This is a genomic window from Nocardia sp. NPDC049220, assembly GCF_040647855.1.
GTDB lineage: Bacteria > Actinomycetota > Actinomycetes > Mycobacteriales > Mycobacteriaceae > Nocardia.
Map to the genome: position 1 here is coordinate 1 of NZ_JBEZDA010000014.1, position 12,431 is coordinate 12,431.

Here is a 12,431-nt window from a genome sequence, read left to right on the forward strand (position 1 = left end):
CCGCCGATTCCGTGTGGGGTTTTCTGTCCGGCTCCGGGTCCGGTTGCGCCGCCGGCGGATCCGTGTCTGGTGCGGGCGGTTCCGGCGCCGATGCCCCGTTCGGCTCGGTTCGCGCCCGTGCCGGCGCCTGGCCGCGGTTATGGTGCGGGGCCCGGCGAGCCGGGTGACTCCCGATCCGTCGATGACGGGGATGGAAGCGGTTCGGCGGTGGGTGATCTCGGGGACCGTTGGGCCGGTACCTGTTTGCCGTCCGCGGCCGATGCCGGAACCCCCTGGGGTTGGCCCACAACTCCAGGCGGTCGACCTGCGGCCCCGGGCAGTCGACCCGCGGCCCCTGACGCGAATCCCACAGCCCCTGGCGGTCGGCCCGCGGCCCCTGACGCGAATCCCGCAGCCCCTGATGGTCGACCCGAATCGCCCAACGGTCGGCCCGATGGCGCCCCCGTGGACCAAGCGCCCAACTCACCCGACACCTCTCACGACTCGCAACCGGCCACCGAACCCGAACTATCCCCACCCGCTCCGACTCCCCCGCCCGCCATCACCCTCCCCTTCGGCATCGTCATCCCACTCCCCACACCCCTTGCAGCCCAACAGTGATGCAAACCCGATATCGGATCACGAAGCAGTAACAAAGAGATCTCGAATGCGGTAACCTTCCTCTCGTTCGTCACGAAAGGCTCACGCCGAGCCATTGGAGGGTCACCACACCGTGGGACGTCACCGAAAGCCGCCGACCGTCACCGTCCGGCGCAGCTCCGTTATCGCATTGACCGGGTTGGTACCCACGGGGATCGTCGCAGTCACGGCCATCTCCGAGGTGGACACCCTGGCCACCTCGGCCGCGGCGGTCCAGGCGCCCGGAGTTGCCCAGGTCGAGCAGAGCGCCGGCCTGCAAACCGTCGCCGAACCCGTTGTCACGACCGACTTCATCGCGCACGCACTGGCCAAGGCCGCACCCACCGCGACGCCGGTGGTGAAAACCGTAGCGCTGCCCGCAGGCAGGCAGGCCGCCGCGTTGCCCGCCGGGCCGATGGGCGTTCCCGGCGTGGCCGTCGCGGCCTACCAGAACGCGGAACGCATTCTGGCAGCGGAGAATCCGGTGTGCGGAATGCCATGGTCACTGCTGGCCGGTATCGGCCGGGTCGAGTCCACGCACGCGTTCGGGGGCAAGGCCGATGCCGACGGCAATCCGCTCAGCCCGGTCTACGGCCCGGTGCTGGACGGATCGTTGGGCGGCAACCAGGTCGTGGCCGACTCCGACGACGGCGCGCTGGACGGCCTGGCCGGATCCGACCGCGCGATCGGCCCGATGCAGTTCCTGCCGCAGACCTGGAAGCACTACGCCGCCGACGGCAACGGTGACGGCATCGCCGATCCGCAGAACCTCTTCGACGCGGCGCTGACCTCGGGAAGATACCTCTGTGACGGTGGTCTGAACATGCGCGACCTGGCCCAGCAGTCGCGGGCGATCCTGCGCTACAACCACTCCATGGCCTACGTCGCGAACGTCATGGCCTGGGAGAGTTCCTACAGCACCGGGGTCGCACCCCGGCCCGGAGACCTGCCGAGAATTTGACACGCCTAAAATTCCTGCCATGCCAGTAGTGACGGAATCGGATGTGCGAGGCGCCCTCGCAAAGGTCGACGACCCGGAAATCCGCAAGCCGATCACCGAGCTCGGCATGGTGAAAAGCGTCATGATCGGCGCCGACAGCAAAGTCCACGTGGAGATCTATCTGACCACGGCAGGCTGCCCGCTGCGCACCGAGATCACCCAGCGGGTCACCAAGGCTATCGCCGATGTACCCGGTGTCGGCGCGGTGACCGTCGAGCTCGACGTGATGAGCGATGAGCAGCGCACCGGTCTGCGCAAGCAACTGCGCGGAGACTCGGCCGAGCCGGTCATCCCCTTCGCCCAGCCGGGCTCACTGACCCGCGTCTACGCGGTCGCCTCCGGGAAAGGCGGGGTCGGAAAATCGAGCGTCACGGTGAATCTCGCCGCGGCCATGGCCGCCCGCGGCTTCTCGGTGGGCGTACTGGACGCCGACATCTACGGCCACTCGATTCCCCGCATGCTCGGCACCGATGCCCGCCCGACCCAGGTCGAGCGGATGATCATGCCGCCCGTCGCGCACGACGTGAAGATGATCTCGATCGCGCAGTTCACCCAGGGCAACACGCCTGTCGTGTGGCGCGGCCCGATGCTGCACCGGGCGTTGCAGCAGTTCCTGGCCGATGTGTTCTGGGGCGATCTCGACATCCTGCTGCTCGACCTGCCACCAGGCACCGGCGATGTCGCCATCTCCATCGCTCAGTTGATCCCGAATGCCGAGATCCTGGTCGTCACCACACCGCAGCCGGCTGCCGCCGAGGTGGCCGAGCGCGCGGGGGCGATCGCGCTGCAGACCAGGCAGCGGATCGCGGGCGTGGTGGAGAACATGTCCTGGCTGGACCTACCGGATGGCACCCGGATGGACCTCTACGGCTCCGGCGGCGGCCAAGCCGTTGCCGACCGATTGACCCAAGCGGTCGGCGCGAAGGTGCCCCTGCTGGGTCAGATCCCGATCGAGCAGGCACTGCGCGAGTCGGGCGATGAGGGCACTCCGATCGTGTTGCGCGATCCGGCGAACCCCGCCGCCCAGGCTCTTCTGGAGGTCGCCGACAAGCTCGCCATCCGCCGTCGCGGCCTCGCGGGCATGTCCCTCGGCATCGATAGGGCCTGATTGCGGCGCTGCGTCCGAGTACAGGGTCTTGGACGGCTTCGTCACTTCTTGCCGAATTGAGAGTTGTCCGTTCGCCGCCCATGCAGTGTGCGAGCGGGCGACACGTCTGCGACGAAGAAGTCGCCGGTCGCGGTGGCTCGGACGTGAACCAACAGGGGGCAGCGAATCGTCGGCACCGGCGGCGCTGCACACTAGACCTCATGCTTACGATGCTGCTGTATGTGCTGATCGTCGGCTTGGTCGCCGCGGTGCTGTTCCTGCTCGCCAGTGCGGTGTTCGGACGCGCCGAGGAACTGGGGCCGCTGCCGGAGGGGACGACGGCCACTGTGCTTCCCGCCGAGGCGATCTCCGGGGCGGATGTGCGGGCGCTGCGCTTCCAGCAGGTGGTGCGTGGATACAAGGTCGGTGAGGTGGACTGGGCGCTGGCCAGACTGGCCGCCAGGATAGACGATCTCCAGCAGCAACTCGCCGAGGCGCAGGCGCACCGGTGGCCGACGCCGACCGCGCCCGAGTCGACATGACCGCTCCCGCCGAGGACGGCCGGATTCGCTGCCCGTGGCCGCTGAATTCCCAGTTGTACCGCGACTACCACGACTACGAATGGGGCAAGACGCTGCACGGCGACGACGCCCTGTTCGAACGGCTGTGCCTGGAAGCATTTCAATCGGGGCTGTCCTGGATCACCATCCTGCGGAAACGGCCCGCGTTCCGCGCGGCGTTCGCCGAGTTCTCGATCGAGCGCGTCGCGGGGTTCGGCGACGCCGACGTGACGAAGCTGCTGGCCGACGCGGGCATCGTGCGCAATCGGCTCAAGATCGAGGCCGCCATCGCTAACGCCAGGGTTGCCCGCGACCTGGATTCCGGGTTGGACGCACTGCTCTGGTCGTTCGCGCCGCCACCGCGGCCACGACCGCGTTCCCACGTGGACATTCCCGCGACAACTCCCGAATCTATCGCTCTAGCAAAAGAATTGAAGCGGCGTGGGTTTCGATTCGTCGGGCCGACCACCGCGTACGCGTTGATGCAGGCGACCGGAATGGTCAACGATCATCTCGCCGATTGCTGGGTGAGCAGTGACCCATCCGCCACGGGGCGACCGGTCACTTTTTGAACTCAGGTGTCCGTCGACATCCGCGATAGGGAAGAATAGGACGGGTGTAGCTCGCCAAATGCCGGCGAGCTCGCTGGTTGGTGACAACTGGATTTCCAAGAAAGTGCGCAGCAGACCGCGCAGATCTGGAGGGAGCAGAGGATGGCGGCCATGAAGCCCCGTACCGGGGACGGTCCCCTCGAGGCAACCAAGGAAGGGCGTGGAATCGTCATGCGGGTTCCACTCGAGGGTGGCGGGCGTCTGGTCGTCGAACTCACGCCGGATGAAGCAGCGGCGCTCGGCGACGAACTGAAGAGCGTGACCAGCTGAGTGTCACCAGCTGAGCACTCGGCCCTCGCGGCGGTGGCCGGTCTACTGACCTGTCCCGAATGCGTGCGCTTACCGCAGCCGCACGAGAGCGACTCGGCGCTCGCGCTCGAACCGCGGGATCGGGCGCTGCGCTGCGGACGTGGGCACAGCTTCGACGTCGCCAGACAGGGTTATGTCAGCCTGCTGACCGGCGCGTCGACCAAGATGACCGGTGACACCGCAGCCATGCTGGACGCACGTGCCACCTTCCAGAGCGGAGGGCATTTCGCGCCGATCGCCGATGCGGTGAGCCGCGCCGTCACGGCGGCGCAGCGACCCGACGGCTCGGTGCTGGAAGTCGGCGCGGGCACGGGTTATTACCTGGCCGCGGTGCTCGACGCCGCTCCCTCGACCGTTGGTATCGGGCTCGACGTAGCCAAACCCGCGGTCCGACGGTGCGCCCGCACCCATCCGCGCGCCGCGGCGGTACTTGCCGATGCCTGGCTCGGCGTGCCGATTCGAGATGGCGCGGTCAACCGTGTGCTCTCGGTGTTCGCCCCACGCAATCCCCGCGAGATCGCCAGAATCCTCGCCGACGACGGCCGTTTCGTTGTCGCGACACCCACCGAACGCCACCTCGGTGAGTTGATCGGCCCGCTGGACATGGTGCGCGTCGACCCGGATAAGGATCGACGGCTCGACAACGCGATGTCAGGTCACTTCGAAACGGTCGAGCACACGCTCGTCGAGTATCCGATGACACTCGACCGCTCCGATGTGGCCAATGTGGTGGGCATGGGGCCGTCCGCACATCACGCGACCGCCACGGACGCACGGCTGGCGCAGCTGTCGGAGACTGTGGAGGTGACCGCTTCGGTCGTCGTCGCCAGTTATCGTCCGGCCGCCTGACCCGGCTGTCCGGTCGTGCCTACCGCCTGCGGACCTTGTCGTATACCTCGACCGTGTGCGCCGCGACCCGAGCCCAGTCGAACTCGGAGACCGCCCGTGCGCGCCCTGCGGCGCCGAATTCCGCGGCGAGGGCGGGGGCGCCGGCGACCTCGTTGACGGCGGCCGCCAAGTCGCGCTCGTAGTCCTCGGCGGCGCCCGCGTCGTAGTGCACCAGCCGTCCGGTGCGGCCGTCCTCGACCACCTCGGGGATGCCGCCAACATCGGAGGCGACCACCGCGGTAGCGCAGGCCATCGCCTCCAGGTTCACGATGCCGAGCGGCTCGTACACCGACGGGCACACGAACACGGTGGCGGCGGCCAAGATCTGCCGGATCTGCTCGGTCGGCAGCATCTCGCGAACCCAGAAAACGTCGCCGCGCCGCCGCTGTAGTTCGTGCACTGCCGCGGCGACCTCGTGCTCCAGTTCCGGTGTGTCCGGCGCGCCCGCGCACAGCACGAGCTGGATGCCGGGTTGGAAATCGCGGGCCGCGGCCAACAGGTGGCCGACGCCTTTCTGCCGAGTGATGCGACCGACGAACGCGACGATTGGCCGGTCCGTGCGCACGCCGAGTCCGGTGAGCACCGAGGGCGAGCCTTCGGCCGCCGGGCCCGGATACCACATTCGCCCGTCGATGCCGTTGTGCACCACGTGCACTCGATCCGGATCGACCGCCGGGTAGGCGGCCAGCACATCGCGCCGCATGCCCTCGCTCACCGCGATGACAGCGTCGGCGTGCTCGACCGCATTGCGCTCCGACCACGAGGAGAGCCGGTAACCGCCGCCGAGCTGCTCGGCCTTCCACGGTCTGCGCGGTTCGAGCGAGTGCGCGGTGAGCACGTGCGGCACACCGTAGAGCAGCGCGGCCAGGTGTCCGGCCAGACCGGTGTACCAGGTGTGCGAGTGCACCACATCGACCTCGCCGACCGCATCGGACATCCGCAACTGCGCGGACATCATCCGCAGTGCGGCGTTGGCGGCGTAGAGCGTCGGATCTGGTTGGTGCACCACAGCATCCGTGCGCGCGACGCCCATGCAGTGCACGCTCACTTCGCACAGCGCACGCAGATGCGCTGTCAGCTGGGTGACATGCACCCCCGCTCCGCCGTACACCTCGGGTGGGTATTCCCGAGTCAGCATCGCGACCCGAAGCCGGTTCCGCTCGTCGGAATCCACCGCCGAGCGCCCGCCGTACGTGCCGAAACTCACCGGTTCAAACTAGACGTTCGGGTCCGTGCGGGCTACTCACCCACGCGTCACCCGGTAGTTTGGCAGGTGTGAGGAGCCAGCCGCACGTACTCGGAATCGTGCTCGCCGGTGGCGAGGGCAAGCGACTCTTTCCACTCACGGCGGACCGTGCCAAGCCCGCGGTCCCGTTCGGAGGCGCCTACCGCCTGATCGACTTCGTGCTCAGCAATCTGGTCAACGCGGGCTTTCTGCGGCTGTGCGTACTCACCCAGTACAAGTCGCACTCGCTGGACCGGCACATCTCGCAGACCTGGCGGCTGTCCGGCTTCGCCGGCGAGTACATCACCCCGGTGCCCGCGCAGCAGCGGCTCGGGCCGCGCTGGTACACCGGGAGCGCGGACGCGATCATGCAGTCGCTGAACCTGATCTACGACGAGGACCCGGACTACATCGTGGTGTTCGGCGCCGACCACGTGTACCGGATGGACCCGGAGCAGATGGTGCGCCACCACATCGATTCTGGGGCGGGCGTGACCGTCGCGGGCATTCGAGTCCCACGCAGCGAAGCGAGCGCGTTCGGTTGCATCGACAGCGACGAGGCGGGTCGGATCACCCAGTTCCTGGAGAAGCCCCCGCACCCACCGGGCACTCCCGACGACCCGAACGTCACGTTCGCGTCCATGGGCAACTACGTGTTCACCACCAAGGTGCTGGTGGATTCGATCAAGGCCGACGCCGACAACTCCGACTCCGACCACGACATGGGCGGCGACATCATCCCGTCGCTGGTCGGCGCGGGCCATGCGGGCGTCTACGACTTCGCCGACAACGAGGTCCCCGGCGCCACCGACCGCGACCGCGGCTACTGGCGCGATGTCGGAACCATCGACGCGTTCTACGAGGCGCACATGGATCTGGTCTCGGTGCACCCGGTGTTCAACCTCTACAACCGGCATTGGCCGATCCGCGGAGCTGCCGAGAACCTGGCACCGGCCAAGTTCGCCCAGGGTGGGCTCGCGCAGGAGTGCATCGTCGGCGCGGGCAGCATCCTGTCCGCGGCCACCGTGCGCAACTCGGTGCTCAGTTCGAACGTCATGGTCGACGACGGCGCCACCGTCGAGGGCTGTGTGATCATGCCCGGCGTCCGGATCGGGCGCGGAGCGGTGGTGCGCCACGCCATCCTGGACAAGAACGTGGTGGTCGGCGACGGCGAGATCATCGGGGTGGATCTGGAACGAGATCGCAACCGGTTCGCCGTGAGCAACGGCGGCGTGGTCACGGTCGGCAAGGGCGTCTGGGTCTAGGGGCCACCGGGCGGCGCGGGGCAGAACGGCGCGCACGGGCCCGGGGTGCGCGGCGTGGTCGTCCCCGACGCGCCGCCGAAATCGGCGGTGCTGACCAAGTAGACCGCCAACAGCGCAAACAGGAGCACCGCTGCGAAGGCCGCCATGGCCCGCCCCCAGTGGATCGGACGAACACGGCGCTCGTCATCGTCCCAGAGAATCACCGCACCACACCTTCTTCCGGACGCCTCGCTCAGCGAATCGACCCATCGGTGCCCGTACACACCTGCTCTTTGCAGCATGCGCCGGACAATCGCGACCCGGTGGGGTATCGCCGAATTCGCGAGTGTTCGCACCGTTTCGCCCCCGCCTCGGCGGTCGAGCGCCGGTCCGTTCCCCCGCTGCTCGGTGCTCGAGGTAGGCCGGAACCGAGGCCTACGGGCTTTGCGGCGCCTGCGTGCAGAACGGCGCGCACGGCCCTTGTGTCGGAGTGACTTTCGGGGGACCGGTGTCGAAATCGGCATTGCTGACAACGAGCAGCACCAAGACGGCACCCAGAATCACGAAAAGTAAGGCGAATATGGTCGGCCGCAGCCAACTCGATCGTCGCTCCACCACGACCTCAGCCATAGAACCGATCTCGATCGCATCGAGTTCACGCATCACAACCTCGCTGACTTGTTTCCCACCGAGTACCCACCATCGGGTCGTGGAATCAGCGCGTGCCGAACACTAACCACGCGATGCGCACAGTAACCCGTCCCCCACTGGGATCAACACGCTCGTCAGTTCCGGATGCTCCGCGATGGCACGGGTAGCGGCACGCACAGCCAGGGTGGCCGGATCCCGCTGCGCCGGGTCTGGCACCCGCCCACCGAGTAGGGCGTTGTGGAGCAGAATGGCTCCACCGTCGCGCAGTAATCGCACCGCCTGAGCGACATACTCCGGGTGCTCCAGCGGTGCCGCGTCGATGAAGACCAGATCATAGGCGCCGTCGGCGAGGCGCGGCAGCACGTCGAGCGCTCGTCCGTTGATCAAGCGGGTCCGCGCGGGCAGGATCTCGGCCGCGCGGAATGATTCCCTGGCCGCACGCTGGTGCTCCGGCTCGGAATCGATGGTGGTCAACGTGCCGTCCTCGCGCATTCCGTCGAGCAGCCACAGCCCGCTGATGCCCGCACCGGTACCCACCTCGACCACGGCACGGGCGCCGAGCAACTGTGCGTACATGCTCAGCAGCGCCCCCACCGAGGGTGGCACGGGTGCCACGCCGAGTTCGGTGGCTCGTTCGCGCGCACTGACGAGGATCTCGTCTTCCACGACGGATTCCTCCACGTAGGCGAGATTTCGCTCCAGATTCGATGCCACGGGTATGAGGCTAATGCCGGGTGGGCAGTCTCGGCGTTCCGGACAACACGCGCCGCCCGCTATTCTCGCCGTCGGTTTTCTCAGGTGACCCTCAGGGTCTCCATATCCCGGCCATATCAGGACGCGACAGAGTATGACCAACCGATCGTGTTCACACGGGATACGGGAACAACGACATAACCCATGGCGGTTGTATTCAGTCGTCACGGTCCGAATATCTGGGCCGACGCAAGTCCCGAACGTATGCGGTCCCTAGTAGGAGGTAGCCCCATCCACATGGTCGATGCGGCGCACGAGTACGCCACCCTGTCCGAGCAAATCCCGCCGATCGAGGTGGACACCGCCGAGGAGTCTGTCGAGTTGACCGGGACTGCTGCATTCGACGCCACCGGTGACCGAGCGGCCATGCCGTCCTGGGACGAACTCGTCCGCGAGCACGCCGACCGGGTCTACCGACTGGCCTATCGCCTCTCCGGCGACGCTCAGGACGCCGACGATCTCACCCAGGAGACGTTCATCAGGGTGTTCCGCTCACTGTCGAATTACCAGCCGGGAACCTTCGAGGGCTGGTTGCACCGCATCACCACCAACCTGTTTCTGGATATGGTCCGCCGCCGTAACCGGATCAGGATGGAAGCGCTGCCCGAGGACTACGACCGCGTTCCTGCCGAGGGCCCCGGCCCGGAACAGGCATATCACGATTCCCGGCTCGATCCCGACCTACAATCCGCGTTGGATTCACTGGCGCCGGAGTTCCGCGCCGCCGTCGTCCTGTGTGATATCGAGGGGCTGTCCTACGAGGAGATCGGCGCTACGCTCGGCGTGAAGCTCGGCACGGTGCGCAGTCGAATCCACCGTGGGCGCCAGGCACTGCGCGACTACCTTGCGCATAATGGAAGTGAGCAGCGACTCGCTGCTGATGCGAACATAGGGTGATCCGTCGGCAACCGCATCGCCAACGGATCGGACGATGTCGGTTGAAAGGGTGAGCACCGAATGAGTGGCGACTCCAGTACGTCAGGTCGTCCGCCTCGTTTCAGCCCCACCGAGCATCTGGCGAGTGAGGCGATCGCGGCCTACGTGGATGGCGAATTGCGCATGAACGCCTATCTGCGTGCCGCCCAGCATCTTTCGCTGTGCCCCGAATGCGCGGCGGAGGTCGAGGCCCAGCAACAGGCGCGCATCGCGTTGCGCCATGCCGGCCATGTCGCGATTCCGACCGGGCTGCACGACAGCCTGACCAGGATTCCCCTTGCCGAACTGCCGGGCGGGGCGAGCAACGCACAGTCCCCGGCGTCCCGGTCCGGCGCAGCACCGCGCAACGAAGCGGTTTTCGGCTTTCTGACCGATTCGTTCACCGCGACCAGGTGGACTACGTGGTGGCGCAAGTAGAGTTTCCCGGGTGACCACCGAATCGACGAATTCCAGCTCGGCCGGCACCTCGGATTCGGCGGCCGACCGCGGGAATCTCCGTCCACCGGACGCACCCGTGCTCGGCCCGCGCCCGGTATATCGACCCCATGTCGACACGCACACGGCGCGCACCTTCCGCAGACCATCCGGCCAGTCCGGCTCGTTCGCCGAGCCGCTGCCGACAGGCCCGGCGGCACCGGTGGGCCCCGACCTCCAGAACCGCCCGCCGGACGCCGTGCTCGCCGAGGCGTTCGGCCGCCCGCAAGGCTCCTCGGAGTTGTTGCAGCGCGACCCTGACGCGGCCGTCGGTACCGCGCCGGTCGCGGGTCCGGCCGATCCGTGGCGTGACCCCGATGCCGCCGTGCGCCTCGGCGCCCCCGCGGTCCCGACGCCGACGCCGCGCCCGCTACCGCCGGCCGAGAAGCTCGCCGCCCGCCAAGTGCTGTTCGGTTCGGTGGTCGCGCCGAAGGCGCTGGCGGTGCTCGCACTGGTCGCGCTCGTGATCGGCCTGCTCGGCGGTCTGGTCGGCAGCCTCACCGCGGACACCGCATCCACGCTCACCTCACGCAAAGTCACCCTGGAGCAGAGCGGCGATTCCGATCGCCCACACGGCTTGATCGCGCAGGTCGCGAATGCCGTACTGCCGTCGGTCGTGTCGATCCGGGTTACCGTCGGCGACAACGGCGCCACCGGTTCCGGCGTGGTGATCGACGGCGCGGGCTACGTCGTCACCAACAACCACGTCATCTCGATGGCCGCCCAGGACAAGAGCAATCGCGCCGCGATTCAGGTCCAGTTCTCTGACGGGACCCGGGTGCCCGCCCAGATCGTCGGCCGCGACCCCAAGACCGACCTGGCCGTGTTGAAGGTCGACGTGAAGAATCTCACCGTTGCCAAACTCGGCAAGTCCGGCGACGTCCGGGTCGGTGACGATGTCCTGGCCATCGGCTCGCCGCTCGGTCTGAGCAAGACGGTCACCTCCGGCATCGTCAGCGCACTGCACCGCCCCGTGAAACTGGAGGGCGAGGGTAGCGATACGAAGGCCGTGATCGACGCGGTGCAGACCGACGCGTCGATCAATCCGGGTAACTCGGGTGGTGCCCTGGTGGACATGGAGGGCCGGGTCATCGGCATCAACTCCGCCATCCGCAGCGAGACCGGCGGCTCGGTCGGCCTCGGTTTCGCCATCCCGGTGGACGCCATGACCCAGGTGGCGCAAACGCTGATCCGAGACGGCCGTATTCATCACGCGAGCATGGGACTGTCCGTCCGCACCAAGACGGTCGCGAACGACGTGATGAGCGGAGCCGCGGTCGCAGATGTGACGCCGAACGGGCCGGCCGCCCGAGCAGGCATCGTAGAAGGCGATGTCATCGTGCGGGTCGGCGACCGGGAGGTCACCAGCTCCGACGAATTCACGGTCGCCGAACAATCGAACAAAATCGGTCAGACTGTCACCGTTCAACTGATTCGTGACGGCCGCCAAGTCGACCTTCCGGTAACTCTGGAATCGGACTGAGCACTCGATTTCGGCCGTTTTCTGCCGCTCACCGACCGGGGTCGGGTCCGGACGACACCCACCGTTCGGTCCCGCGCCTGGTCTCGCTGAACCATTACCTGGCGCGCCGGGTAGCCTGATTAGGTGTTCAGCAATATCGGCTGGAGCGAGATGGTTATCCTGCTCGTCGCCGCCCTCGTGATCCTCGGACCGGAGCGCCTGCCCGGTGCGGTGCGCTGGACCACACGCAGCTTGCGGCAGGCGCGGGATTACGCGAGCGGTGCGACCTCTCACCTGAAACAGGAACTCGGCCCGGAATTCGAGGATTTGCGAAAGCCGTTGGCCGACCTGAATGAATTGCGCGGCATGACTCCGCGCGCAATGGTGACCAAACACCTTCTCAACGGCGATGATTCGCTGTTCAAGGATTGGGACGGCGCGCTACCCGACAAAAAAGACCTGTACAGCACCAACAGCGGAATGCCCGATTATTCGATACCGAAGCTGGATAAGCCGTTGGAGCGCAACGAACGTCCGCCGATCGACTCCGACGCCACCTGATCTGTCAAGCAGACTAGACGCCTTGACGCGACTGGGTGTCTAGACTTCGCAC

At 67.1% G+C, this 12,431-nt stretch carries 15 protein-coding genes; 11 read left to right on the forward strand and 4 right to left on the reverse strand.

Annotation, left to right across the window (positions count from 1 at the left end; genetic code table 11):
* The first annotated feature begins 712 nt into the window (after nt 1-712).
* The 6 genes from AB0C34_RS24525 to AB0C34_RS24550 all read left to right on the forward strand — a co-directional run bounded on the left by AB0C34_RS24525 (nt 713) and on the right by AB0C34_RS24550 (nt 5,034).
* Nucleotides 713-1,579 (forward strand): lytic murein transglycosylase, encoded by an 867-nt coding sequence (locus AB0C34_RS24525; protein ID WP_357077315.1) that lies wholly within the window; start codon nt 713-715, stop codon nt 1,577-1,579.
* A 19-nt stretch (nt 1,580-1,598) separates the two neighbouring features.
* A complete protein-coding gene (locus AB0C34_RS24530; RefSeq protein ID WP_357077318.1) occupies nt 1,599-2,726 on the forward strand; it encodes a P-loop NTPase in 1,128 nt (375 codons plus the stop codon).
* Nucleotides 2,727-2,926: 200 nt separating this feature from the next.
* Nucleotides 2,927-3,247, forward strand: coding sequence for a DivIVA domain-containing protein (locus AB0C34_RS24535; protein WP_357077320.1), 321 nt, complete (start codon nt 2,927-2,929; stop codon nt 3,245-3,247).
* Complete coding sequence (locus tag AB0C34_RS24540) at nt 3,244-3,837, forward strand: DNA-3-methyladenine glycosylase I (protein ID WP_357077624.1); 594 nt, start codon at nt 3,244-3,246, stop codon at nt 3,835-3,837. Before AB0C34_RS24535 ends, AB0C34_RS24540 begins: the two co-directional genes overlap by 4 nt.
* Before the next feature lie 141 nt (nt 3,838-3,978).
* On the forward strand, nt 3,979-4,146 hold the full coding sequence (locus AB0C34_RS24545) for a DUF3117 domain-containing protein (RefSeq protein ID WP_011211259.1): 168 nt from the start codon (nt 3,979-3,981) through the stop codon (nt 4,144-4,146).
* A gap of 63 nt (nt 4,147-4,209) precedes the next feature.
* On the forward strand, nt 4,210-5,034 hold the full coding sequence (locus tag AB0C34_RS24550; protein ID WP_357077627.1) for a putative RNA methyltransferase: 825 nt from the start codon (nt 4,210-4,212) through the stop codon (nt 5,032-5,034).
* 19 nt (nt 5,035-5,053) lie between these two features.
* On the opposite strand, the gene glgA is transcribed toward AB0C34_RS24550, so the two are convergent.
* Nucleotides 5,054-6,211 (reverse strand): glycogen synthase, encoded by a 1,158-nt coding sequence (gene glgA, locus AB0C34_RS24555; RefSeq protein ID WP_357077630.1) that lies wholly within the window; start codon nt 6,209-6,211, stop codon nt 5,054-5,056.
* Nucleotides 6,212-6,348: 137 nt separating this feature from the next.
* Between glgA and glgC the strand changes: the two genes are divergently transcribed.
* Nucleotides 6,349-7,563 carry a glucose-1-phosphate adenylyltransferase gene (gene glgC / locus AB0C34_RS24560; protein WP_357077323.1) on the forward strand — a complete coding sequence of 405 codons (1,215 nt, stop codon included), beginning with the start codon at nt 6,349-6,351 and terminating at the stop codon, nt 7,561-7,563.
* On the opposite strand, the gene AB0C34_RS24565 is transcribed toward glgC, so the two are convergent.
* The 3 genes from AB0C34_RS24565 to AB0C34_RS24575 all read right to left on the reverse strand — a co-directional run bounded on the left by AB0C34_RS24565 (nt 7,560) and on the right by AB0C34_RS24575 (nt 8,913).
* Complete coding sequence (locus tag AB0C34_RS24565) at nt 7,560-7,766, reverse strand: hypothetical protein (protein WP_357077326.1); 207 nt, start codon at nt 7,764-7,766, stop codon at nt 7,560-7,562. The two genes, glgC and AB0C34_RS24565, sit on opposite strands and share 4 nt — an antisense overlap.
* Nucleotides 7,767-7,977: 211 nt before the next feature.
* Nucleotides 7,978-8,205, reverse strand: a complete 228-nt coding sequence (locus AB0C34_RS24570; RefSeq protein WP_357077328.1) for a hypothetical protein — start codon at nt 8,203-8,205, stop codon at nt 7,978-7,980.
* A 69-nt stretch (nt 8,206-8,274) separates the two neighbouring features.
* A complete protein-coding gene (locus tag AB0C34_RS24575; RefSeq protein WP_357077633.1) occupies nt 8,275-8,913 on the reverse strand; it encodes an O-methyltransferase in 639 nt (212 codons plus the stop codon).
* A gap of 270 nt (nt 8,914-9,183) precedes the next feature.
* Here AB0C34_RS24575 and sigE point away from each other — a divergent pair, with 270 nt between their 5' ends.
* The 4 genes from sigE (at nt 9,184) to tatB (ending at nt 12,379) form a co-directional block, all read left to right on the forward strand.
* Complete coding sequence (gene sigE / locus AB0C34_RS24580; protein ID WP_357077331.1) at nt 9,184-9,843, forward strand: RNA polymerase sigma factor SigE; 660 nt, start codon at nt 9,184-9,186, stop codon at nt 9,841-9,843.
* Nucleotides 9,844-9,903: 60 nt separating this feature from the next.
* Complete coding sequence (locus AB0C34_RS24585) at nt 9,904-10,299, forward strand: hypothetical protein (RefSeq protein WP_357077334.1); 396 nt, start codon at nt 9,904-9,906, stop codon at nt 10,297-10,299.
* 10 nt (nt 10,300-10,309) lie between these two features.
* Nucleotides 10,310-11,839 (forward strand): trypsin-like peptidase domain-containing protein, encoded by a 1,530-nt coding sequence (locus tag AB0C34_RS24590; RefSeq protein ID WP_357077337.1) that lies wholly within the window; start codon nt 10,310-10,312, stop codon nt 11,837-11,839.
* 123 nt (nt 11,840-11,962) lie between these two features.
* Nucleotides 11,963-12,379: a Sec-independent protein translocase protein TatB gene (gene tatB / locus AB0C34_RS24595; protein ID WP_357077340.1), complete on the forward strand. Its 417-nt coding sequence runs from the start codon at nt 11,963-11,965 to the stop codon at nt 12,377-12,379.
* Nucleotides 12,380-12,431 lie beyond the last annotated feature (52 nt).

Excerpts from the sequence above, each read along its gene's own strand:
- AB0C34_RS24530 (WP_357077318.1), top strand. The coding sequence starts at position 1,599 with ATGCCAGTAGTGACGGAATCGGATGTGCGAGGCGCCCTCGCAAAGGTC.
- AB0C34_RS24535 (WP_357077320.1), top strand. The coding sequence starts at position 2,927 with ATGCTTACGATGCTGCTGTATGTGCTGATCGTCGGCTTGGTCGCCGCG.
- AB0C34_RS24540 (WP_357077624.1), top strand. The coding sequence starts at position 3,244 with ATGACCGCTCCCGCCGAGGACGGCCGGATTCGCTGCCCGTGGCCGCTG.
- AB0C34_RS24545 (WP_011211259.1), top strand. The coding sequence starts at position 3,979 with ATGGCGGCCATGAAGCCCCGTACCGGGGACGGTCCCCTCGAGGCAACC.
- glgA (WP_357077630.1), bottom strand. The coding sequence starts at position 6,211 with ATGCTGACTCGGGAATACCCACCCGAGGTGTACGGCGGAGCGGGGGTG.
- AB0C34_RS24570 (WP_357077328.1), bottom strand. The coding sequence starts at position 8,205 with ATGCGTGAACTCGATGCGATCGAGATCGGTTCTATGGCTGAGGTCGTG.
- sigE (WP_357077331.1), top strand. The coding sequence starts at position 9,184 with ATGGTCGATGCGGCGCACGAGTACGCCACCCTGTCCGAGCAAATCCCG.
- AB0C34_RS24585 (WP_357077334.1), top strand. The coding sequence starts at position 9,904 with ATGAGTGGCGACTCCAGTACGTCAGGTCGTCCGCCTCGTTTCAGCCCC.